The following is a 20,897-nucleotide window of genomic DNA, read 5'->3' on the forward strand; positions in this document are numbered from 1 at the left end:
ATTGACACGTCATATCATCAGTGACACTTCACGACAAGGCCAGCCACCCGACGCGGCGCGCGTTCGACGGCAACGATCCGGCGCCGGCGTGATGACGCTTGAGACCAGGCGCGGGGCGGTTCGGCATGTTTGGAGAGGGACAAGGTCGATGATGAATCGTAAGGAATTCCTGCGCGGCGGCCTGACCGCGATTTCCGCCGCAAGCCTGCCGGTCTCCGCCCGAACTGTATCCGCGGCGAGCGAGGCCGTGTCCGGCGCGCAAGGTCCGGTCTCGATCACCGGGTTCAATCCCACGATCCGGCTTTATCCGGTGAAGGCGCTGGGCCGGCTCGGCGATATTCGCTTCGCGACCGCGGAGATCGGCACGATGATGCCTTTTCTGGGGCCGGGTGAGATCACCTGGACCGTGACCGTTCCCGAGGCTGGCCGCTATGACATCGCCTTGTGCTGCTCCACGACCAGGGCAGGATTACCGGTGAAGATCAAGGCCGGAAGGACCGAGGTGGATTTCGCGGTGCCGGTGACGGAGGGCTATTTCCATCCGCATCCCGAAGGGCCGGCCGAGGACCCCGGCGACCCCAGCGGCGAGAGCTTCTTTCGGCTGAAGGAGTTCTACAATTTCGCGCGGGTGCCCGTCCCGACCGAATTCGATCTGGTGCGCGGCGTGAACGTCGTCCGCCTGCGCGTGATGGGTGAGAAGGCCGGGAAGGGGCGGGAAGTTCTCCGCCTGCGTTCGGTCGAGGTGACGCCGGTGGGCGCGCGCGCAGCGATCGAGGCGGACAAGAGCCGCGCCCGATCCAGGCGTGCGAATACCGATTGGTTCGCGCGTGCGGGTTATGGCGTGTGGTTCCACTTCCTCGATCTCACCATGCCGCCCAGCGGTCCGCGCATTCCCTATGAGGAGGCCGTCAACCGGCTTGATGTGGAAAAGCTGGTCGGCATGGTGACCGAAACCGGCGCCAGATACATGATCTGGACGGTCAATCACGGTAATCCGACTTGCCCGGCGCCGATCAAGGCCTGGGAAAAACTACATCCCGGCTGGACGACAAAACGTGATCTCATCAGTGAGCTCGCCGATGCGCTGGGCCGGCGCGGTATCCGCCTGATGCTCTACATGAACCCGCCGGGCGTGGGTGGGATGGCGCTCAATCCGGGTACGGTGAACGGAATCCCCGCCTATAATGAAGAGGATTACGCAAACCATCTGATCGACGTCTTCCGTGAGTTCGGCGCGCGATATGGCAGCCGTGTCGCGGGATATTGGTTCGATTCCACCTTCGAAGCGACGGAGTGTTTTCCGAACCTGCCGTTCGAGGCGATCAATGACGCGGTCAAGACCGGCTATCCCGATCGTCTGGTCGCCTGGAACAACTGGGTGTTCCCGCATGAGACCGAGTGGCAGGACTATTTCGCGGGAGAACTGACCGACCTGCCGGTGAAATCCTATGGTGGCCGCTATATCGCGAGGGGCGTGGCCAAGGGCCTGCAGGGGCATGTCGCGCTGCGCTTCGATGCGGACTGGCTGCACATCAAGCAGGACACGCCCATGCCGGTACCGCGCTTCAAAGCGAAGGAACTTGCCGATTTCATCATCGCCAGTCAGGCCGAGCAGGTGCCGGTGACGCTGGGTGTGGGGATCTTCCAGGACGGCAGCTTCGGCCCGCAGGCGATGCCGGTGTTGCGGGAGGTGAAACGTCTTGTCCGCGACCATGGCCGAACGGCTACGAAGGCGCGCGCACTCTGAACCTTCGTGACGCCCGATCAAAGCGTCGTAATCCGCCGATGATTGATCTCGCTCGTTTCGAACCTCCCGGCAAAAGCATCTCCTGCATCGCAAGAAAATTGCTCAGCACCTGCTGCTTGGCCTCGGTCAGTTCCGCTGGGGCCGCCTCCTGCTCGGGCGGCTCGAAGGGTAAGAGGATGGACACGACGTTCATCGTCGCGTGCCTGTCGCCGTTGAGGGCGGCCGCGCGCATCCTCAGCGACATGATCTTGAGCGCCTCGAACTTGATCGACTTGCCATTCTTGCGATAGGGCATTCGCTCGAAAAACACTTCGCGTGCGATCGTGCGGACATTCTTGGCGCTCTTTGAACGTCCTTTGCTCCGCTTGTGTCCGGGCGCGAACTGACCGCTCTTGGCATCCCCTTCCATCATCAGCGCTCCTCGACGGTGGGCAGGTCGGAATATCGCGGAAAGTGAGACGCTCGATCAGTTGCGCCTTGGTGAGAACGCGAGTCTTCAGAGTGTCCGAAGCGATAGCATAGCGCTGTTAATCAGCCAGTTCGTATCGGTCAGTCTAAGGGCTTTGCGGGATCCGCCAGATAACGATCGAACCACTCGAAGATGCTGCCCCACATGTGCCGGACATTGCCCGGACTGGACGGCGTATGCCCCTCTCCGGCGTACCGCAGATAGCGCGCTTCCTTCTTTTGCTCGTAAAGGGCGGTGAACATCATGTCGTACTGATTCATGTTGAACACATCCATGTCGGAATGGATCAGCATGACCGGTGCCGTGATCTCGCGAGCGTTGAAAAGCGGACTGTTGCGCACATATGCGTCGGGATTGTCCCAGATGCTGACGCCAGTACCTGTGTCGCTGTCGATGCCGTTGGCCTCGTAACGCATGCTCTCGCCTTTGAACGGCAGGCGGTCGGCATAATAGCGGCGGTGGATGATCCCGTCGAACCGGTGGCTGTACATGTCCGACCAACCGTTAAGCGACACGACCGCCTTGAACCGCCGCATCTGCGTCGCGAGCCAAAGCGAGGCGTAGCCGCCTTGGCTGACGCCGATCAGGCCAATCCGGTGCGGGTCGGCGTAACCCTGCGCTATCAGGGCGTCGAGACTGGCGTCGACGGCATCCGGCATTCCACCCATCGGATTGGGCGGCCGGTTGGTCAGAAAATGCGACGTGTTCGGCTTCAGGACGATGTAGCCGCGCGCTGCGAGAAGGTGCCAATCGAGCGTGGAGGATGATCCCAGCCGGTTGTACTGTTGGCTGATGGGCTCGTCACACCGGCCGAGGACGCCCGGATAGATGTCTACCACGACAGGGTACCGTTTGCCGGGCTTGTAACCAGACGGCAGGATCATGCAGGAGGTGATTTCGCGACGCCCCAATGACGTGTCCATCGCATAGCGAAGGGTGGTGAAGTGGGTCTGGTCGATCTGCTTCAAATTGTCGTTGATGCTGGTGACGTCTTGCGTCGGCTCTCCGCTCCTGCGGGTCTGGACGAGCGTGCCGTCCTCGCTGGTAGTCACGAACAGACCTTGACCGCTCGCACCGCTCATCGCCAGCAATTGCGACGACCGCGACGGAAAATCCGCGTAAGTTTGCCGGCCGTTCGCGAGATCGAGCGACAGCACGCGGAACCCTTCGCGACGCCGGACCATGAATTGTGCGAATCGGGCGTAGGGCGGATGATAGGATTCATAGGCCTGGGCGGTCGTCAGCTCCAACGGCCCGTCCGCCGCATTGGTTAGCGGGGTCGCGTCGCGGCCGGGAGTAACGCGCCATATCCGCCCGCCGGCGAGGACGGCCATAGAGCGGCCGTCCGAGTCGATGGGAAGCGCGCTGGCGACCGGGAGCGATTGCGTTAGATTGTCGTGGCGGCCGCTGGCGTCGAGCAGATACCAGTCGGCCCGCGCGGGAGGATTTGCCACGTTGTCCAGCGCCGGTCCCCGATAGGTGAAGGTCGGGTTGGCGGCGGGATCGGCGAGCGCGCGGGCAAACACCGCCAGCCGGTCGCGAATCCATACCGCGCGCTCGGGCTTCTGGAAAATGCCGCGCTCGCGTTCGCTGGCGAGATCGAGTCCCCGGTGTGGCAGCGCGCGCACCGAGTTACGCGCGACATCGACATCGTGGAACATACCGCTGCGCACGCCGGCACCCATGGTCCAACCGAAGAACGCCAGGCGATTGCGATCCTGCGCCCATTGCAACGTGTTGGGATATACGTCCTTTGTCGGGGCGGGATCCATCACGGCGCCGGTTCGCAGGTCGATGATTTCCAGCTTCGATCGTGAGGTGACCCAGTCCAGATCGGCGACACCCGGGTCTGACTGAACCTTCGCGAACTGGCGAAGCGCGGCCACAAAGCGACCGTCGTGCGACACCGCAATCGAATGGTATAGCGCGTTCGACAGCGTCGACATCGTGCCAGTGGCGAGATCGACCTTCATCAGGCGGCCATCCAGCGGCCGTTCGCTGCGGCTCGTGGCGTGGCTCTCAACCTCGCTGACCGAAAGCCCGCCGCTCCACGCCGTGTTCCAGTCCCGCCACAGCGACTTGCCAGTCGTGCGGCGCATCGCCTCGATCGGCTGATGCCCCGCCGTGAAGGCGGGAAAAACGAAAGCTTGCGGCGAAACCCAGACCGCTGGCGTTCCCGAGAAGTTTCTGAGGTAGGGCGCGGCGTCGAAGTTCGATGTCTTGCCGGTCTCGAAATCATAAACGCCCATGGAATAGGCGCCCGCGGTCGTGCGGTGATAGGCGAGATAGCGTCCATCGGGCGAAAAGCTTTCCAGCCAGCGACTGTCCGCGCCATCGTCTTCGCCGAGCTGTATTGGCGCGGCGTGCGGGTTCAGCGTGTCGATCGCCATCAGCCGGTTGCCCCGCGTGCCGTACTGGTCGTCGCCGCTGTAATCGCGCACGCTGTCATAGGGCGGCGCCTGTTCCCAGACTAGCCACCGGCCCGTCGGGTCGCTGATTGCTTCGTTCACGCGCTCCAGTTGCAGCATGTCGTCAAGCGAATAAGGCCGCTTGTCGCCGGTCGAGGCCGGGGTTGGTTGCGCCGCCGGCCCGGAGGCCGGTGACCGTACCTCTGCCGCCCGCAGCGACGCGCCGGAGATCAGTATCGCGGTTCCGGCCACCATGCCGAGCGCGAAGCCCGTCCTGACGGTGAACGGCCTGTGGCGACGCGCGGCAGTTGTCCGCCTCACCATGTCTTCGTTACCGAGAAGGAAATCCGGCGTCCGATCACCGAATAATTGGTCGAATCATAGTTGGGACGGTTGGCGATCGAAGCCGCGAACAACGGTGGCGGCGTATCTAGCGCATTGTCCACCGTCACCGCGAATTCGAGGTTCGACAGCAGTCCGCGACGTTCGCCGACGGCGTAGCGAAGATTGAGATCGACTGTGTTGAAGGCATCCGTTGTTATCTGTTGAGCCGCGAAATAATTGGCGAACACTGCGCCGGTGTGATTGAAGAAGGCCGACAGGCCGAAGCCGTCATTTTCCCATACCAGACCCGCGCGACCGCGGAATTTGGTCGGATTGTAGATGATACCGACCGTGTCGACGGGCGGCCCGCCTTTAAGCACGGTTCGCGTACCGCTCAGCCAGCTTCCCGAGCCGCGCAGTTCCAGCTGGCCGCCGACAAAATCAAAGCGATAACTTCCGTTGAGATCGAAACCCGACACCTTGTCAGCGGAAGCGTTGGTCAGACTGTTGTCGACTATCGCTACTGCGGCATAGGGATCGCGGCCGGTACTGTTGGTGAACCGCGCCCCGGTCGCCGCCAGCACCGCCGCAACCTGCGCGCTCGTCGGCGCATAGGTCACGAAAGGTGCATAGGCGGGATTACTGAGCGCCGCGAAGATATTGTTGACCGGCGAAACCACCCGATCGGTGTAATTAACGTTGAAATAGCTCAGTTCCAGGTTGAAACCGGATACCATCCGCGGGTGGAGCCTCAGCGTCACGGTAAAGGTTTCAGCGCGTTCGGGACTGAGGTCGAGCGAAGGGCCCACATAGAATAGCGCGTCACTGCCCGTGGGATAGCCTGTTCCGCCCAGAATACGTGCGGTGGCGAGTTCGGCATAAGCCCGCTGGAATTGTTGCAGGAGGCCCGCCGCCTTGAATGAGCGGCCCCACGATCCCTGCAGCGCGACGTCCGGCGTCGGCTCATAGACCAACCCCAGCTTCGGAGTGAGTTCGCCGCCGATCAGGCGATATTTCTCATATCGCAATGCGCCCGTCAGGCTGAGGCGGTGAATGGCTGCAACGTTCATCGCGGGCGACACGAAGGGGATACTCAACTCGCCGTAGGCAAAGCTGCTAGCGGTGCTGCCGCCGGCCGGATTCGAATTTCCAGGCCGGCGAACGAACAGGGAGTTGTGTCGATAGCCGCCGCCCGCCGCGATCCGCAGCGCGCCGCCCGGTAGCTCGATCAGCGGCCCCTCTACGCCGATCTCAGCTGTACGGGTGTCCGTACAGTAACAGCCCGAAGAGTTGTAGATTGACTGACCGGTAACGGCGTCGGTGATTATAGTCTTGTAGCTGTTCTCGTCGTGCCCGTACGTGCCGTGGATCCGCCCCGTCCATCCGCCGGAAAGGTCCAAGTCGATTGCGGGCGAAATCAGGGTTGTCTGTACGTTGGTCGGGCTATTGGTCAGCTCGGTGCCGATCCTGCGGAGACTCCCGCTGTCACGGCGGTTGTAGTAGGCGTCGACGCTCACAACCACGGCCTCGCCCATAGCCTGGTGACCGCTGAAGAGGACGCTGTCGTGGTTGGATTGCTGCAACAACGTCGTTGGGTCCGCAAACCCCACGACGAAATTACGCTGCCGGGCATAGATCGGGTCGGTCTTGCCGCGGTTATAGGCCAGCAGAAAGCCGCCGCTCAGCCATGCGCTGCCGGCGGTCACGCTCACCTGATATTCGGATCCGCCGCCCCGTGTCGTCGTGCCGCCTCGGATCGCGGTTGTAACGCCGCTATAGTCGCGGCGCAGGATGACGTTCGCCACTCCGGCGACGGCGTCAGAACCGTAGATGGCCGAGGCGCCATCCGTCACGATCTCCATCCGCTCCACCGCGGCCACCGGGATCGCCGAAATGTCGATCGCATTGGAAAACCCGGAGTAGGTCAGTCGCTTGCCGTTCATTAGGGTCAGCGACGCATCCGGCCCCAAGCCGCGCAAGTTGATAGCCGAACCGCCGCCGATATTCTGGTTCGCGCCATTCGGCCCCCCAAGAAACACACCCGGATTCTGACCGCCGTTGAAGTTCTGCGACAGGTCGCGGATCACAGCGCCCAGGTCGGCCCGGCCCTCTTGACGGATCTGCTCGGCAGTGATGACGGTCGTTGGCGAGGCAGTAACGGCGCCCCTGATGCGGCTCCCGGTAACGAGAATATCGGCCCCTTCCGAGACAGTTACATCTGACAGGTCGGTCTCGACATGTGTTGTGCGCCTCTCAACGATGATCGCGCCGTCGGAACCCGTGCGGTGACCGAGGCCGCTCCCGCGCAGCAGCGTCTCCAGCGCCGCTTCGACACTGAGTTCAGCTTTCAACGCCAGAGCGCGGCGGCCCCGGGTCACTTCGCTAGAGAAATGGATCCGGCGACCGCTCTGCTGCGCAAGCTGGGTCAGCGCAGTGCCCAGCTCCTGCGCGGGGATATCAAACCGCACCAGCGGCGCGGGCTGCGCCCATGCCGGCGCGGACATTGTGATCGCCAGTGCCAGCGCGCATGCAGCACCCGTATAGTTGCTTCTGGTCATATTCCCCCTCGTTCGATCATGTTGGATCGCAGCTCAGGGACGGACGAGAATTCGAAGTCCGCAGATTTTTTCTCACGGGGTCCGTGCGCGCAGGACCGCCGTGCCGTCCTCGCGAAAGTGAACACGGACCGGCAGGATTTCCGTCATCGAAACCGCGAACTGTCGAGGGTCAGCGGACCGGAAAACCCCGCTGATCCGGTAATTTTCCACCGCGACGTCCGCGATCGCGATAGGCTGGACCGTGTAACGATTGATCTCCGCGACCGCCGAGGCGAGCGGCGTGTCGTTGAAGACGAGCTGTCCCGTCTTCCAGCTTGCGGCTTGTTCGACGTTGGGCGCCACCGCTACCGACTGCCGCGTGTCGCTTGCCTCCATGATCTCGCCGGCACGCATCACCGTCTCCGGCATCCGCGCGGATTTCCCCTTACCGGTGGGCTGCATTGCAGCATCCACCCGTACCAGGCCATGGAGCAATGCGACCCGGACTTTCGGTCCGTCGATCCGAACATTGAACCGCGTGCCGAGCGCCGTGATCATCCTGCCACGGGCATTGACCACAAAGGGTCGGGTGGCTTTGGCGACCTCGAACAGCGCCTGACCGCGCACCAGATTGAGCCCGCGCCTATGCCCATTAAAGTCGACGTGCAGTTCGCTGTCGGTATCGAGCGTCACCACCGACCCGTCGGGAAGGGTGATGCTGGAGCGTTCGCCGATCGCGGTTCTGTAGACCGCGCCGTTTTGTTCAGGCGATGCGCCCATCTGGCCGCCCGGCGTCGGATTATCGGGGACGAGCGGCGAAGCCAGTAGCGCAATAATTGTAGCGGCGGCGACGCTGGCGAGGACTGCCAGATATCGTGGACTCCTCCGAGGCTCCACAGCTCGCGCCGTTAGTGCAGCCGAACGGATGTCCAGCAGCTCGGGGGAAGCAGCATGGCGCGCTGGCGCGTCGAGTGCCCAATTTACATCCTCCCATGCCAGAGCATGGGTCGCGTCTGCCGCGATCCATTGTTCGAACGCGTGCTGCTCTTCGGCGCGGAGCGGTCCATCCTCGTGACGCAACGCCCATTTCGCTGCAATCACATGCGGCGTCTCGTTGCTGGTTTCGGAGGTGAAAACGCGAGTCATGTCGCTCGTCTCCGGCGCGCGGCGAGAAAGGCGGTGGCCAAGGCGAGATCCTGCTCGATCGTGCGTTTCGACATGCCCAGTCGCAATGCAATTTCGGCACGCGGAACGTTTTCGAGCCTTGCCAGCACGAACACGTTACGCATCCGCTCGGGCATCTCGCGCAAAATTTTTATAATCAGATCGAGTTCTTCACGGCCCTCGATCAGGCGATCCGGCGCGAACTCGGCCGAGCAATGGAAATTCTCGTAGAAATCCTCGGGTGGATGAGCCTGCCTTATGGCCTTTCGCCGATAATGATCATGGCAGAGATTGCCGGCGATCGTGAACAGATAGGCTTCGGGCTCTGTGATGCGCTCGACGACCTCGGGACGGGTGAGCTGCACGAATACTTCCTGAGACAGGTCCTGAGCCTCGCTCACCGTGAAGCCGCGCCGGGCGAAATAGCGGAGCAGCACGCCCTGATAACGGCGCGCGAGCAGTTCCGCGGCGCCGTGCGAGCACGCTTTGTCCTGTTTTCCATCGAGATGCTCGGTTGCCACGATGATGATTAAGCCTCCGTCAGACCATAGACGGTTGAAACCGATGGGGCCGCAGATTTTTTCGGGCGTTTTTTGGGGCTGGTTGGTGACGCAGAAGATGTGGCGGCGCGGATTATTTCGATGAAGTTTTAGTTCCCAAGGGCGGCCAGCGCCTGGAATATCGGGCAAAAGCCGCCCGGCAGAAATGCGGCCTGCAGGGATTCATTCGGTACTTGTCAGCGGGAGCCCATAAACGGTCGCTCGTTCCTGGTGACCTGCTCCCCGTTTTCAGGGCGCTGATATGTTAGCTTCGTTGTCCATATACCCCTGGCGGGGGCGGTTTGTGAACTCGGCGGGTGCCAACCCAGATCAAGGGGTAAATGGCTGTTTGCAACCCGATTGTTGGCGTGCCGGCCAATGTGCTGTTTTTCGCGATTGCCGAGCTCGTCCATGGCCGCACCGTATGATCGCAGGCCATCCGTGGTGATTGTCGCCGGTGATCGTATCGCCCGAAATCCAGTTGCCGAGCACCAACCCATTGCCGGTTCCGGTCGCGCAGCCCGATCCCGATACTGTTGCGTGCTGGCTAATTCCACCAGCGCATCCTTCTGTCATGTCTGCGGCAGCAAGCGCCGTCTTGCTGATCGATGAGGCTTGCACAGCCTCCGCTGGTGAATTAATGCGACTGTATTGATTTGCCATCTATGGCGCTGGGTTGAAAATGGGAAAGGCGGGCAATGACGGACGATGAAGCTGTGATGCTCGCCGGTGCGAGGCTGCCGACGGCGACGGCCGATATAGCCAAGGCCGAGCTGGACTTGAAGCAGCACGGCATCTGCATCATCGAGGATGCGCTGGACGGCGAGATGCTTGCGCGCGTGCGAAACGCGATCTACCGCGTGGCTGATACCGATGCGCTCCATGCGCATGAGCCGGATTTTCCGCTCGACTATGGCGACAGTAACCACCGCATCTGGAATCTGCCGAGCCGTGATCCGGTGTTTGCACAGTTGGCGGAACATCCCGTGGTCGTTGCCTTGCTGCGCTCGCTGCTCGGCTGGCCGGTTCTGCTCAGCAGTTTCTCGGCCAACATCGCGGGGCCAGGCGGCGATGACAGCCAGATGCACGCCGACCAGTTTTTCGTGCCTGGCCGTTGGGACAAACCGCAAAGTGTGAATTGCGCCTGGGTGATCGACGATTTCACTGCGGAGAACGGAGCGACCAACTTCGTCGCAGGAAGCCATCTGCTCGGCCGCAGCCCGCGCGATGACGAGCAGGATCTGGGCGTGCCGTTGATCGCGAAGGCGGGCACGCTGATCGCGTTCGAAGGGCGGCTGTGGCACAAGACAGGAATCAACGTCACCCAATCAGAGCGCCGCGCCGGGCTGTTCGCAAACTATACGCGCAACATCTATCGCACGCAGGAGAACTGGTTCCTTTCGCTCGATCGCTCTGTCGTCCAGACCGCCTCGAAGACATTGTTGACGTTGCTCGGCTACCATACCGAGGGGCTCGGCATGGTGAACGGCCTGCCTCCGCTATGGCAGAAAACCGACTATGCTGCGGTGGCGCGCAAGAAGGCGCCATCCGGATCACCGGCGATGTAAAGGGGGCTGTGGTGACGAACAGAACGGCGCTGGCCGTCGCAGCCCGGTTTTGCGAAGCTATGGAGCGGCGGGATGCCGATCTGCTCGCTGCGCTCTACTCGGAGGACGCCGTCATCTGGCACAGCCATGACGAGATCGAGCAATCGAAAGATGAGGGCGTGGCGACGGCGCGCGCTTTCTTCGCGACTTTGCGAAGTTGTTCCGTCGAGCTGACTGCACTCCAGTCGAGCGATACCGGTTTCGTTCAGCAGCATCGCCTGGTCGGCGAGCGCCTCAATGGCCGCCGGTTTCGCGGCGCGCCACTCTGCGTGATCGCGGCCGTGCGGGACGGCCGGATCGTGCGGATCGACGAATATGTCGGCTTGAAGCCACGGGCCGCCTGAGCGGCGCGCAGCCGGTCAGCCGCTAACGATTCCCAGCGCGTCGAGGACATCGTGATCCTCGGCCGCGATCGTCGTCACCTCGCCAGCGTTGTTGATCATGAACAGCGGCCCACCCTCCAGGGGATTGCATGCGCCGCCCAGCACAGCATGCGCCATCTGCTGTCGATAGATCAGCCAGCTCCGATCGAAATCATGCAGTTCCAGTCCGTTCGCGCGTGCCGCGTCGAGATAATGGCGCAACAGATGCGCTTCCTCCTTGCGCCGTTCCTCGACCGGCAGGCTGCTGACGATCAGCCATGAGGCGTCGTGCATCGGCGTACTTGCGAAATAAAGCTGGAAATCGAGTACGCCCGGTGTGCCGTCGCGCTCGAAGAACATGTTTCCGCCATGGGGGTCGCCATGGCACAGGGTCGCCGGTTCGCTGTCGTTTAGCGCCCACATGGCGTCGAGCGCGTCACGCAGCGACTGCACATCGGGGAACAGCGCGTCCAGTCGGTGGCCGAACTGACGTTGTTTCAGCTCCTCCCAATGACTTTCGCGGATCAGGTATTTGAAATAGTCGCGCTGCGCTTGGCCGTTTCCTTTCAGCGGGCCAAGCCGCGGATCGCCCGCCCAGCGCGCATGCATGCTCGCGAACTGCTCGAGTAACGCCGCGACCTCGTCGCGATTGAGCGCGCCCCAATTGCCGAACCTTGCGCCGCGGGTGGCCTTCATGTCCTCGAGCATCGTAATGCCCTGCTGCGCATCGTCGGTCGCCGCGAAATAGCAATCCGGGATATTCATCGGAATCTCGTCCGCCATATCCAGGAAGAAATGCGCCTCCTGTTGCAAAACCGTCCAGTAACGCTTGAGCTGTTTCGGCGTGAAGCCGCCCTTGATGTAGACCGATGAAGGTGCATCGCCCGCGTCGCCGCGGCTGGCGTAAGTCAGGCTGAACTGGCACGAGGCAGAGGTGCCCACCCGTTCACGGCTGCGCTCGATTTCGGTCACCTCCACGCCCGGAAAGCGTGCCGCGAGCGCACGGGTGAACCAATCCGGTGTGAACTCCTCGAAGCTGCGAGGCAGAGCGAGACCGGGGACGGTTGATCGCGACATGGATTCGGACATGATTCTCTCCTTCTGACCCGGCTCGCACATGGATGGGTGATGCATTCGCATTAATCAAGTGTTCTAAATGGTATGCGCAATACTTTTACGGGTGAACCATCTTCATCTGGCGGCTGTGAACGCCTAATCATCACAGGGGCAAGGAGATGCGAATGTCGAAAGCGCAGCAAGTCGATACCCGAACGCGCCTGAAACGCGCCGCGCGCGGTCTTATCGCGCAGAAGGGCGTAGAGGCGGTCGGCATCCGTGAGATCATGCAGGTCGCAGGCGTGCGCAACGCCAGTGCGGTCGGCTATCACTTCGGTTCCAAGCAAGGGCTGATTTCGGAACTGGTCCAAGACATATTCGACGAGGTTCGGGGCCGTTGGCGTGCCAGGCTGGGCGAACTCAAAACGCGTGGCGACTGGACCGTTCGCGACATCGTGACGATTATCATCGAAGAAACGCGCTGGTCGACGATCAACGATCCGCAGCCGACAGTGGTGCGCTTCCTCGCCGCCGTGCTGGCGGTTCAGCATCGATCGGCGGCGGGCATGCTGCTGGCCGAACAAAGCCCGTACAACCTCCTGATGCGCGAAATCGTCGCGCGGCTGCCACACATCCCCAGCGGAATCATGCGGCAACGACTGGTCTTCTTCTCTTGGTATCTGCTGTCTACCCTCAGCATTCTTGAGGCCCATCTGGCCGGGCCAGCCTCCCCGCAAAGCGCCGAGCTTTGGGGCGGCGGTGATGTGGAAGCGAATATCATCGAAACGGCGTCGGCAATCCTCCAGGCGCCCATTCCCGAGCATCGAGAGAATAGAGCTTGATCATTTAATACAATCGCATTAGTCAACGGTCCTAGCCTGAATCGTCACATTGCCGTGGCGGATGGTCACGGAAGAGCCAGCCTTCCGGCGCAGGCGGAGGGAGCGGATGCGATGATTGATGCCGTCGCGGATCAAGGTGCGGCAGCGCGGGCCAAGGCGGACCTCGCTGCGAGTGGCGTTGCGGTCGTCACCGATGTCCTGTCGCCGGAGCGGCTTGCCGCCGTGCGTGCGGCTGTGCAACTCGCCATCGACAACGACCGTGCGTCTGGAAGACAAGTCTCCGGCTACAGTTTCGATCCCGACGATCACAACATCCGGTTATGGGATCTGATCTTGCGCGATCGCATCTTCCGCGATCTTGCCGAGCATCCGCTGGCTCTAGATCTTGTCGCGCACTGCCTTGGCGATGATTTCGCCTTGTCCAACTTCACTGGAAACATCACGCGGCCGGGCGGCGGGCGCATGTATATGCACGCCGATCAGGGCTTTCTTCCCGCGCCGTGGCCGCCTTATCCGATGAGCGTGAATGTCGGCTGGGCGATCGACGATTTCACGTTCGAAAACGGCGGCACGATCTATGTGCCCGGCACGCACGATCGCACCGAAGGCCCGAGGCCCGAGGGCGGTTATCCGGATGAACGGGCTGTCGAATGCCGGGCCGGGTCGTTCTTCGTGATGGACGGACGGGTCTGGCACCAGACCGGAGCCAATGTTTCACAAAACATCGAGCGAACCGGACTGTTCGCTTATTATGTCCGGCCCTTCATCGTGCCACAGCGACCATGGGCGCGGATCATTCCGCCAGAGATGGAGGCCGAATTCACGCCATCATTGTGGCGGCGGCTGGGCCTTGCCGACCTTCCGATCCTGACCCTGCGTTCCAGCAGCGCCCAGACCGGATGAATCACGGATATTCGATATACATAAATGGGAGGGTGACGATGAAGTACCTGTTGTGGACGTCGGTGGCCGGTGCGGCATTGTTGTCTTTTGCCGATCCCGCCAGAGCGGGTGAAACGCAGAAAGGGGAATCGGCGGCGGAAGCCGAAGACAGCCGCACCTATACCGATGAAATCGTCGTGACGGCGCGCAAGCGCGCGGAATCCGTTCAGGACATTCCCATTTCCGTTGCCGCACTGTCCGGCGACGCGTTGCAGGCGAGTGGCATCACCACCTTCGAAGGTCTGACTTCGGCCACCAGCGGCTTCACGGCGCTGCGCAACGCGAACAACAATCTCACATTCCGTGTGCGCGGACTGGGCACCGGTGCGGGCAATGACGGCTACGAACAGTCGGTAGCCCTGTTCATCGACGGCTCCTACGCCGGACGGTCGCCGGAATATAACCAGGCGATGTTCGATGTCGAACGCGTGGAGATCATCAAGGGCACCCAGGCTGCGTTGCTCGCAAAGAATACCAGCCTCGGCGCTGTCAGTCTCACAAGCCGCAAGCCCGGTGAGGATTGGGCGTTCAACGGGACCGCGACCTATGAGATGGCGTTTTCGTCTCTCAAGCTGGACGCGGGTGTCGACATCCCGCTGAGCGATACGCTGTTCCTGCGTCTGGCCGGTCAGAGCGATGCGACGCGCGGCTATATCCGCAATGTCGCGCTCGGGACGCGTACGCCACGCATCGACGCGTTGGCAGGTCGCGCGGTGCTGGTGTGGAAACCCAACGCCGATCTAGACGCGACATTGCTTTATCAACAGTTCCGGTCCGATACGCATGGCGTTGGCGAGGAGGTGGCGATCGACAGCCTTGGCGTGGCTGCGGGCCGCGCCGCGCTGGCGGGAGTGCCGTTCCAGCCTGGTCTCGATTATCGCCAGCATGTCAGCGGCGGCAGCTTCGGCGATACCTACGACCGGACGACGGGCCATCGTGCGATTGGCACGGTCAACTACGATATGGGCGGTTATACGCTTACCTCCGTGTCCGCCTATTCGCGGTTCCAGCAGAACCGTCAGATGGACGCAGACGCCTTTGTCGGCATGTACACGACACAGGTGCCGTTCAATAACGGCAACCGCCAGTTCACCCAGGAACTCCGCATCAGCTCGCCGGCAGAGGATCCGTTCAACTTCGTCGCCGGTCTGTTTTATCTCAATGAGGATTTCGACCTGATCCGATCGGTCGATGTTCGACCTGACGGTCTTCCCGGCGGCAGCACGCTCAATGGCGAGAACATCGACTATTTCGATCAGAACACAAAGAACTATGCAGCATTCGGCCAGGCGAATCTTGAAATCGGGAGCGGGTTGAGTGCCAGCCTCGGACTGCGCCTCAACAAGGAAGATCGCACGGTCACGCTCTCGCGCGAGATCGTTCGGGCGGGCAGTCTCGCTTTCCTGTTTCCCGGCTTCGCGCCAGCCACGCTCAGTCGCAGCGCGACGACGCTCGATGGTTCGGTGGGCCTGCAATACAAGCCGGACAGCGACAAGCTGTTCTACATTTCGGCTTCGCGCGGAACCAAGAGCGGTGGTTATCTGACACAGGGTACCAACGCATCGACCGCAGCTTATCCGGCGGAGCGTGCCGATACGATCGAGGCGGGCACCAAGCTGTCCTTCGGGCGCAGCCATCTCAATTTCTCCCTGTTCCAGACTGATATCAGCGATCTGCAGCAGGCGCTCTTCCTGGGCGGCGTGTTCGATACCACCCCGCTGGACGTGCGCTCGCGGGGCGCGGAACTCGATTTCAGTCTGCGCGCAACCGATGCGCTTCGATTCAGCGGATCGGTGACCTACAGCGACGCGAAAATCCTGACGGGCGTGGCGCCGGTGAAGGGTTCGCAGCCGCTCAACGCGCCGAAATGGACCGGCAATGCCGATATCGACTATTCGGCACCGATCGGTGGCGACTTCAGCCTCGACGCCAATCTCGGCGCGGAGTTTTCGTCCCAGCGCGTTTGGAGCACCTTTACCGGAAACGTCTGCACCGGCCCCAACCCGGCGTCTGCGCTCGTTCCTTGCACCGATCCCTATGTGCGCTTCAACGCGCGCCTGGCGATCGGGCCGGATAGCGGACGCTGGAAGCTCTCGCTGATCGGCCGCAACATCTTTGACCGCAAGGTGGTGGCGTATGCGCGCGTCGCGACCTTCATCACCGGTGCAAGCATGGCGACCCTGGCTCCGCCGCGTACCATGGCGATCCAGTTCACGCTCAACCGTTGACGGCCAGGCGTGCGGGGATCGGCCTGCGCGCCCTCGCCTGCCTAGAGAGTCCAATGACGATCGCGACCACTGACAGCGATGCCGATTTCCCGACGGCGCGAAAGGCTTGGTACGTCGTCGGCCTGCTCGTGTTCGCCTATGCGCTGTCGATGATCGACCGGTTCATCCCGATCCTGATGGTCGATCAGCTGAATGCGGAGTTCAATCTGAACGACGCCCAGCTCGGCCTGTTGATCGGGTTCGGATTTGCGTTCGTCTATGCCTTTGCCGGGTTGCCGTTGGCTAATCTGATCGATCAGGGGCAGCGTCGGCTTATCGTTGCGATCGGCATCATCATATGGAGCATGGCCACGCTCGGATCGGGGTTTGCGACCTCCTATTGGCAGCTGCTGGCGTGTCGCGCGATGCTGGCGATCGGCGAGGCGGTGCTGACTCCGGCGGCGGTGTCGCTGATCTTCGATCTGTTTCCGGCGACGCGGCGGGCGCTGCCGATGTCCGTCTATGCCGGCATCGCCAGCATCATGGGAATGGGGTCGCTGGTCGTGGCAGGCGGCGCAATGGCGTTGGCGGCGATGCTCTCGCCGATGCTGGACATGGCGCCATGGCGGGTCACTTTCCTGCTGCTCGGCGCGCCGGGCATCCTGCTCGGCATTCTGTTCCTGACCACGGTGACGGAGCCGCTGCGACAGAGCCGTGCGGTCGCACCGGCGGCAAGCGCGGCGCAGTTCTTCGCCTATCTGCGTGACCGCTGGACCTTCTTCATTCCGCTGTTCGCGGGTGTGGCTCTCACGTCGATCGTATCGTTCGCACAGGTCACCTGGGTACCGAACATGCTGGTGCGGAGCTATGGATTTCCCGCCGCTAGCGCCGGGATCACCTTCGGCCTCATCGTCGGCGCCGCTGCGATCATCGGTGTGTTTGTCTGGCCGCAAGTCGCACAAAGGCTTCGCAACGGGCTCGTGCGCTGCCTGCTGATCGGTTCGGCTAGCGGCGGCATCGCGATGATGATCGGCATGTTGGGGGAAAGCGCGGGGGCGCTGCTGGTGCCCGCTACGGTCGCCAGCTTCCTGGTGGCCACGCTCGGGGTGCTGACGCCGTTGGCGATCCAGCGATATGGCGATGCGCGGATGCAGGCGCGGCTGACCGCGGTCTATCTGTTCCTGACGAACATGCTGGGACAGGGATTGGGGCCGCTGTCCGTGCCGCTCATGGTCGGCGTGCTCGGTACCGGCGCGATGCTGGAAAGTGGTTTGCTGGTGACGGCGGCGATTGTCATTCCGCTGGCTGTAAGCTGCTATTGGCTCAGTCTGCTCAGCATAAGGCGCGGAACGGTTGAGCCGGGCTGAATGCCGCACAATCTCAGCGGTTGGCGTGAAAGCGATAGTCATGTTCCGTCATCGACGGTAAGTTAAAACATATGTTTGATTCCCGCCGCGCCTTGGATGAAAAGAAGAGGCGCTTTCGTCTTGTGATCGCATTGTGTGTTACGGCGACGGGCGGAATCACGTCCGCGATGCAGCCCCTGCTTCTGGGCGCTTTGCGTGAGGAAGGGGTCATCAGCGCTGTCCGGCTGGGGCAGATTTCCACGGTCGAGTTGCTGGCGATCGCAGTGTCTTCCGCAATCCTCGTGTTGTTCTTCCGGCTCGATCGTCCGCGCAGGGTCGCGACGGCAGGGGCTTGCCTCATGCTCGTCTCGCATCTTGCTGTTCCAGTCGTGCTGCATGAACTGATCATTGTAGTGCGGGCATTCGCCGGGCTGGGCGCAGGTTTGCTGATGTGGGTCATCACCTCGGTGGTCGCGTCGGATGCCCATCCCTCGCGTGTCGCGGGCACCTACATCTTCCTGCAGACTTTACTCGGGCTTGGGCTCAGTTCGGTACTCGGCGTTGTTGTGCTGCCCGCGTTCGGTGCGGGCGGTGGCTATGTCGCGTTGGGCATGGTCGCGGCGGCGGCCGCGATCTTGTCCCGATTGCTGCCCACGCGGGACGACGCTGCAAGGCCGCCGCTGGGCCTGAATGGCACTTTCGGCAGCGGTCGCGCGCTCGCCGCCTTGATGGGGGTGATGGCGGTGCTGGGCGGCATGACCGCGATCTGGGTGTATAATGGACCGATGGCGGGCGAGCGCGGCTTCGGTGTTGCGACGGTGCGCGTCGCGGTCGTCGTCGCGATCGCGTGCCAGATGGCGGGAAGCCTGGCCGCGCTGTCGATGCCGCGGGGATTTCCCGCCGGGATGGCGGTGGTCGCCATGACATTGCTGACCGGCGGGGTCGGCGCACTGCTACTGTTTGGCGCGCGGACGCCGGACATCTATATCGCATCGTACGGGATGCTGGGCTTTGCTTGGATGTTCATGATCCCGTTCGTCATCCCGTTCCTGCTCTCGCTCGATCCGACCGGGCGTATCGTGATGATGGCGACATCGGTTCAGGTGCTGGGCAATGCTGGCGGACCGTTCCTCGCGTCCTTCGTCGTGGCGCAGGCGGGAGCGAAGGGTGCGCCGATGACCAGCCTGGCGCTGGTCATCGGCGGGCTGATCCTGTTTGCGTTGGCGGTGCGCGCCCGCAGTGTCGCTTGCTCGCAGGATGCGATCAGACAGTCACGATGATCTTGCCGGCATGTTCGTTGCGCTCCAGTGCGCGATGCGCTTCGGCCATGTCGGCCAGCGCGAATTGATGTGCGATGGGCATCCGCCAGCTTCCGTCGGCCAGATAGGGCGTGATCGCCGCCAGCGCCCGTTCGCGGCGCGCGTGATCGACGAGCATCGGATTGAAGTTGAAGCCCCGCATGGCGAGGTTGCTTCGGATCATCAGATGGCGCGGAAACACCGCTGGCTGTTTCGATAGCCCACCATAGATGATCAGCGTGCCGTTGTCGGCCAGGGCTTCGCACAGCTTTTCCGCGAGCGGCCCGGCGACAGGATCGAAGATGAGCGACGCACCGTTGCCACCGGTCAGTGCACGAATGCGCTCGACGACATCTTCCTCATCCGTGGCGATCACTTCGATTGCTCCGGCGGCAAGCAGGGCACCAGCCTTGTCCGCCGTCCGCGTTGTAGCAATGGGGATCGCACCCGCGGTGCGCACGATCTGGATCGCTGCGATGCCGACGCTGCTGGAGGCCGCGGTGATGACCACCGGCTGCTCGGCGTGCAGACCGCCCGCTTCGATCAGCCCGCCCCAGGCCGTCAGGAAAGCGACCCAGCTGGCGGCGGACTGGACCGCGTCGAGCGTGTCGGGGCGGCGCACCAGCCGGTCGGCGGGAAACAGCGTTTCCTCGCCATAGGTGCTGTAGCGTTCGAGTGGCTGGGCGGGCAAGGTGGAGACGCGGTCGCCGGCCTGCCATTGCGTTACACCGGGGCCGACCGCTTCGACGATGGCCGCGGCTTCCGAACCCAGCCGGGAGGGGAGGGGCGGGGCGACGATATAGTGGCCGCCGCGCATCGCTGCTTCACCGCGATTGACGCCGATCGCCTCGATCCTGAGCTTGACCTCGCCCGGACCCGGGTCACCAATCTCGATATCCTCTAGGCGCAGAACCTCGGGGCCGCCAAGTTCGTGGAATCGAAAAACCTTCGCCATCAGAACCCTCTCCTAGGTCATTTCACAGCTTGCCGGTGAGTTCCGGGACGACCTTGAACAGGTCGCCGACCAGGCCGATGTCCGCCACCTGGAAAATCGGCGCGTCCTCGTCCTTGTTGATCGCGATGATCGTCTTGGAGTCCTTCATGCCGGCCAGGTGCTGGATCGCGCCCGAGATGCCGATCGCGATATAGACTTCCGGTGCCACGATCTTGCCGGTCTGGCCGACCTGATAGTCGTTGGGCACATAGCCTGCATCGACCGCGGCGCGGCTCGCGCCGACGCCCGCGCCCAGCTTGTCGGCCAGCGGCTCGATGATGGTGTGGAAGTTCTCGCTGTTCTGCAGCGCACGGCCGCCCGAGACGATGATCTTCGCGCTGGTCAGTTCCGGACGTTCGCTCTTGGCGATCTCGGCGCCGACGAAGCTGGAAAGACCCGCATCGCCCTTGCCGGAGACGGCCTCGACCGAAGCCGAACCACCGTCCTTGGCGGCTTTCTCGAACGCGGTGCCGCGCACGGTGATCACCTTCTTCGCATCCGCCGACTGGACGGTCGCGATCGCGTTGCCCGCATAGATCGGGCGGGTGAAGGTGTCGGCGCTCTCGACCGACAGGATCTCCGAGATCTGCGCGACGTCGAGCAGCGCGGCGACGCGCGGCGCGATGTTCTTCGCCGACGACGTCGCCGGGGCGACGAACGCGTCATGGCCCGCCATCAGTTCGACGACCAGCGGCGCGACATTCTCGGCCAGCGCATGCTCATAGGCCGCATCGTCGGCCAGCAGCACCTTGGAGACGCCCGCGATCTTCGCGGCGGCATCGGCGACGCCCTGCGCGCCCTTGCCGGCGACGAGCGCGACGACATCGCCGAGCTTCGTACCGGCGGTGACGGCCGCGAGCGTCGCGTCCTTCAGTTCCTTGTTGTCGTGTTCGACCCAAACGAGAACGCTCATGCCGCCACTCCCATCGCCTTCAGCTTCGCCACCAGTTCATCGACATCGGCAACCTTGATGCCGGCGCTGCGCACCGGCGGTTCGGAAACCTTCAGCGTCTTGAGACGCGGGCTGACATCGACGCCGTAATCGGCGGGCGTCT

16 protein-coding genes and 1 pseudogene are annotated in these 20,897 nt (G+C 62.6%); 8 read left to right on the forward strand and 9 right to left on the reverse strand.

Features of this window, described 5'->3' with window-relative positions:
- Positions 1-148: 148 nt before the first annotated feature.
- Positions 149-1,747 (forward strand): alpha-L-fucosidase, encoded by a 1,599-nt coding sequence (locus tag K7G82_RS21565; protein ID WP_222992015.1) that lies wholly within the window; start codon positions 149-151, stop codon positions 1,745-1,747.
- On the opposite strand, the gene K7G82_RS21570 is transcribed toward K7G82_RS21565, so the two are convergent.
- The 5 genes from K7G82_RS21570 to K7G82_RS21590 form a co-directional block, all read right to left on the reverse strand.
- Positions 1,725-2,159 carry a DUF5681 domain-containing protein gene (locus tag K7G82_RS21570; protein ID WP_222992016.1) on the reverse strand — a complete coding sequence of 145 codons (435 nt, stop codon included), beginning with the start codon at positions 2,157-2,159 and terminating at the stop codon, positions 1,725-1,727. The genes K7G82_RS21565 and K7G82_RS21570 overlap by 23 nt on opposite strands.
- A 137-nt stretch (positions 2,160-2,296) precedes the next feature.
- Positions 2,297-4,948, reverse strand: coding sequence for a S9 family peptidase (locus tag K7G82_RS21575; RefSeq protein WP_222992017.1), 2,652 nt, complete (start codon positions 4,946-4,948; stop codon positions 2,297-2,299).
- Positions 4,942-7,506, reverse strand: coding sequence for a TonB-dependent receptor (locus K7G82_RS21580; RefSeq protein WP_222992018.1), 2,565 nt, complete (start codon positions 7,504-7,506; stop codon positions 4,942-4,944). Before K7G82_RS21580 ends, K7G82_RS21575 begins: the two co-directional genes overlap by 7 nt.
- Before the next feature lie 72 nt (positions 7,507-7,578).
- Positions 7,579-8,631: a FecR family protein gene (locus K7G82_RS21585; RefSeq protein WP_222992019.1), complete on the reverse strand. Its 1,053-nt coding sequence runs from the start codon at positions 8,629-8,631 to the stop codon at positions 7,579-7,581.
- A complete protein-coding gene (locus K7G82_RS21590) occupies positions 8,628-9,338 on the reverse strand; it encodes an RNA polymerase sigma factor (RefSeq protein ID WP_222992020.1) in 711 nt (236 codons plus the stop codon). Before K7G82_RS21590 ends, K7G82_RS21585 begins: the two co-directional genes overlap by 4 nt.
- A gap of 548 nt (positions 9,339-9,886) precedes the next feature.
- Between K7G82_RS21590 and K7G82_RS21595 the strand changes: the two genes are divergently transcribed.
- Complete coding sequence (locus tag K7G82_RS21595; protein WP_222992021.1) at positions 9,887-10,756, forward strand: phytanoyl-CoA dioxygenase family protein; 870 nt, start codon at positions 9,887-9,889, stop codon at positions 10,754-10,756.
- 11 nt (positions 10,757-10,767) lie between these two features.
- Positions 10,768-11,139, forward strand: a complete 372-nt coding sequence (locus tag K7G82_RS21600; RefSeq protein WP_222992022.1) for a nuclear transport factor 2 family protein — start codon at positions 10,768-10,770, stop codon at positions 11,137-11,139.
- Between the two features lie 15 nt (positions 11,140-11,154).
- On the opposite strand, the gene K7G82_RS21605 is transcribed toward K7G82_RS21600, so the two are convergent.
- Positions 11,155-12,246 carry an ecdysteroid 22-kinase family protein gene (locus tag K7G82_RS21605; protein ID WP_222992023.1) on the reverse strand — a complete coding sequence of 364 codons (1,092 nt, stop codon included), beginning with the start codon at positions 12,244-12,246 and terminating at the stop codon, positions 11,155-11,157.
- A 152-nt stretch (positions 12,247-12,398) separates the two neighbouring features.
- Here K7G82_RS21605 and K7G82_RS21610 point away from each other — a divergent pair, with 152 nt between their 5' ends.
- The 5 genes from K7G82_RS21610 to K7G82_RS21625 all read left to right on the forward strand — a co-directional run bounded on the left by K7G82_RS21610 (position 12,399) and on the right by K7G82_RS21625 (position 18,830).
- On the forward strand, positions 12,399-13,055 hold the full coding sequence (locus K7G82_RS21610) for a TetR/AcrR family transcriptional regulator (protein ID WP_222992024.1): 657 nt from the start codon (positions 12,399-12,401) through the stop codon (positions 13,053-13,055).
- 111 nt (positions 13,056-13,166) lie between these two features.
- The gene (locus tag K7G82_RS29895; protein ID WP_246623775.1) at positions 13,167-13,958 is read left to right on the forward strand and encodes a phytanoyl-CoA dioxygenase family protein; all 792 of its coding nucleotides are present in this window, start codon (positions 13,167-13,169) and stop codon (positions 13,956-13,958) included.
- Between the two features lie 38 nt (positions 13,959-13,996).
- Complete coding sequence (locus K7G82_RS21615) at positions 13,997-16,225, forward strand: TonB-dependent receptor (RefSeq protein ID WP_246623782.1); 2,229 nt, start codon at positions 13,997-13,999, stop codon at positions 16,223-16,225.
- Between the two features lie 53 nt (positions 16,226-16,278).
- Positions 16,279-17,571, forward strand: a complete 1,293-nt coding sequence (locus K7G82_RS21620) for an MFS transporter (RefSeq protein WP_222992026.1) — start codon at positions 16,279-16,281, stop codon at positions 17,569-17,571.
- 71 nt (positions 17,572-17,642) lie between these two features.
- Positions 17,643-18,830, forward strand: a complete 1,188-nt coding sequence (locus K7G82_RS21625; RefSeq protein WP_222992027.1) for an MFS transporter — start codon at positions 17,643-17,645, stop codon at positions 18,828-18,830.
- Here the strand turns inward: K7G82_RS21625 and K7G82_RS21630 are convergent.
- From K7G82_RS21630 to K7G82_RS21640, 3 genes and pseudogenes are all read right to left on the reverse strand, one after another.
- The gene (locus K7G82_RS21630; RefSeq protein ID WP_222992028.1) at positions 18,814-19,803 is read right to left on the reverse strand and encodes a zinc-dependent alcohol dehydrogenase family protein; all 990 of its coding nucleotides are present in this window, start codon (positions 19,801-19,803) and stop codon (positions 18,814-18,816) included. The two genes, K7G82_RS21625 and K7G82_RS21630, sit on opposite strands and share 17 nt — an antisense overlap.
- A gap of 22 nt (positions 19,804-19,825) precedes the next feature.
- Positions 19,826-20,755, reverse strand: coding sequence for an electron transfer flavoprotein subunit alpha/FixB family protein (locus tag K7G82_RS21635; RefSeq protein ID WP_222992029.1), 930 nt, complete (start codon positions 20,753-20,755; stop codon positions 19,826-19,828).
- Positions 20,752-20,897 (reverse strand): annotated as a pseudogene (locus tag K7G82_RS21640) (electron transfer flavoprotein subunit beta/FixA family protein); the annotation flags it as partial. The pseudogene K7G82_RS21640 and the gene K7G82_RS21635, both read right to left, overlap by 4 nt.

The organism is Sphingomonas colocasiae (genome assembly GCF_019880585.1).
Classification (GTDB): domain Bacteria; phylum Pseudomonadota; class Alphaproteobacteria; order Sphingomonadales; family Sphingomonadaceae; genus Sphingobium_A; species Sphingobium_A colocasiae.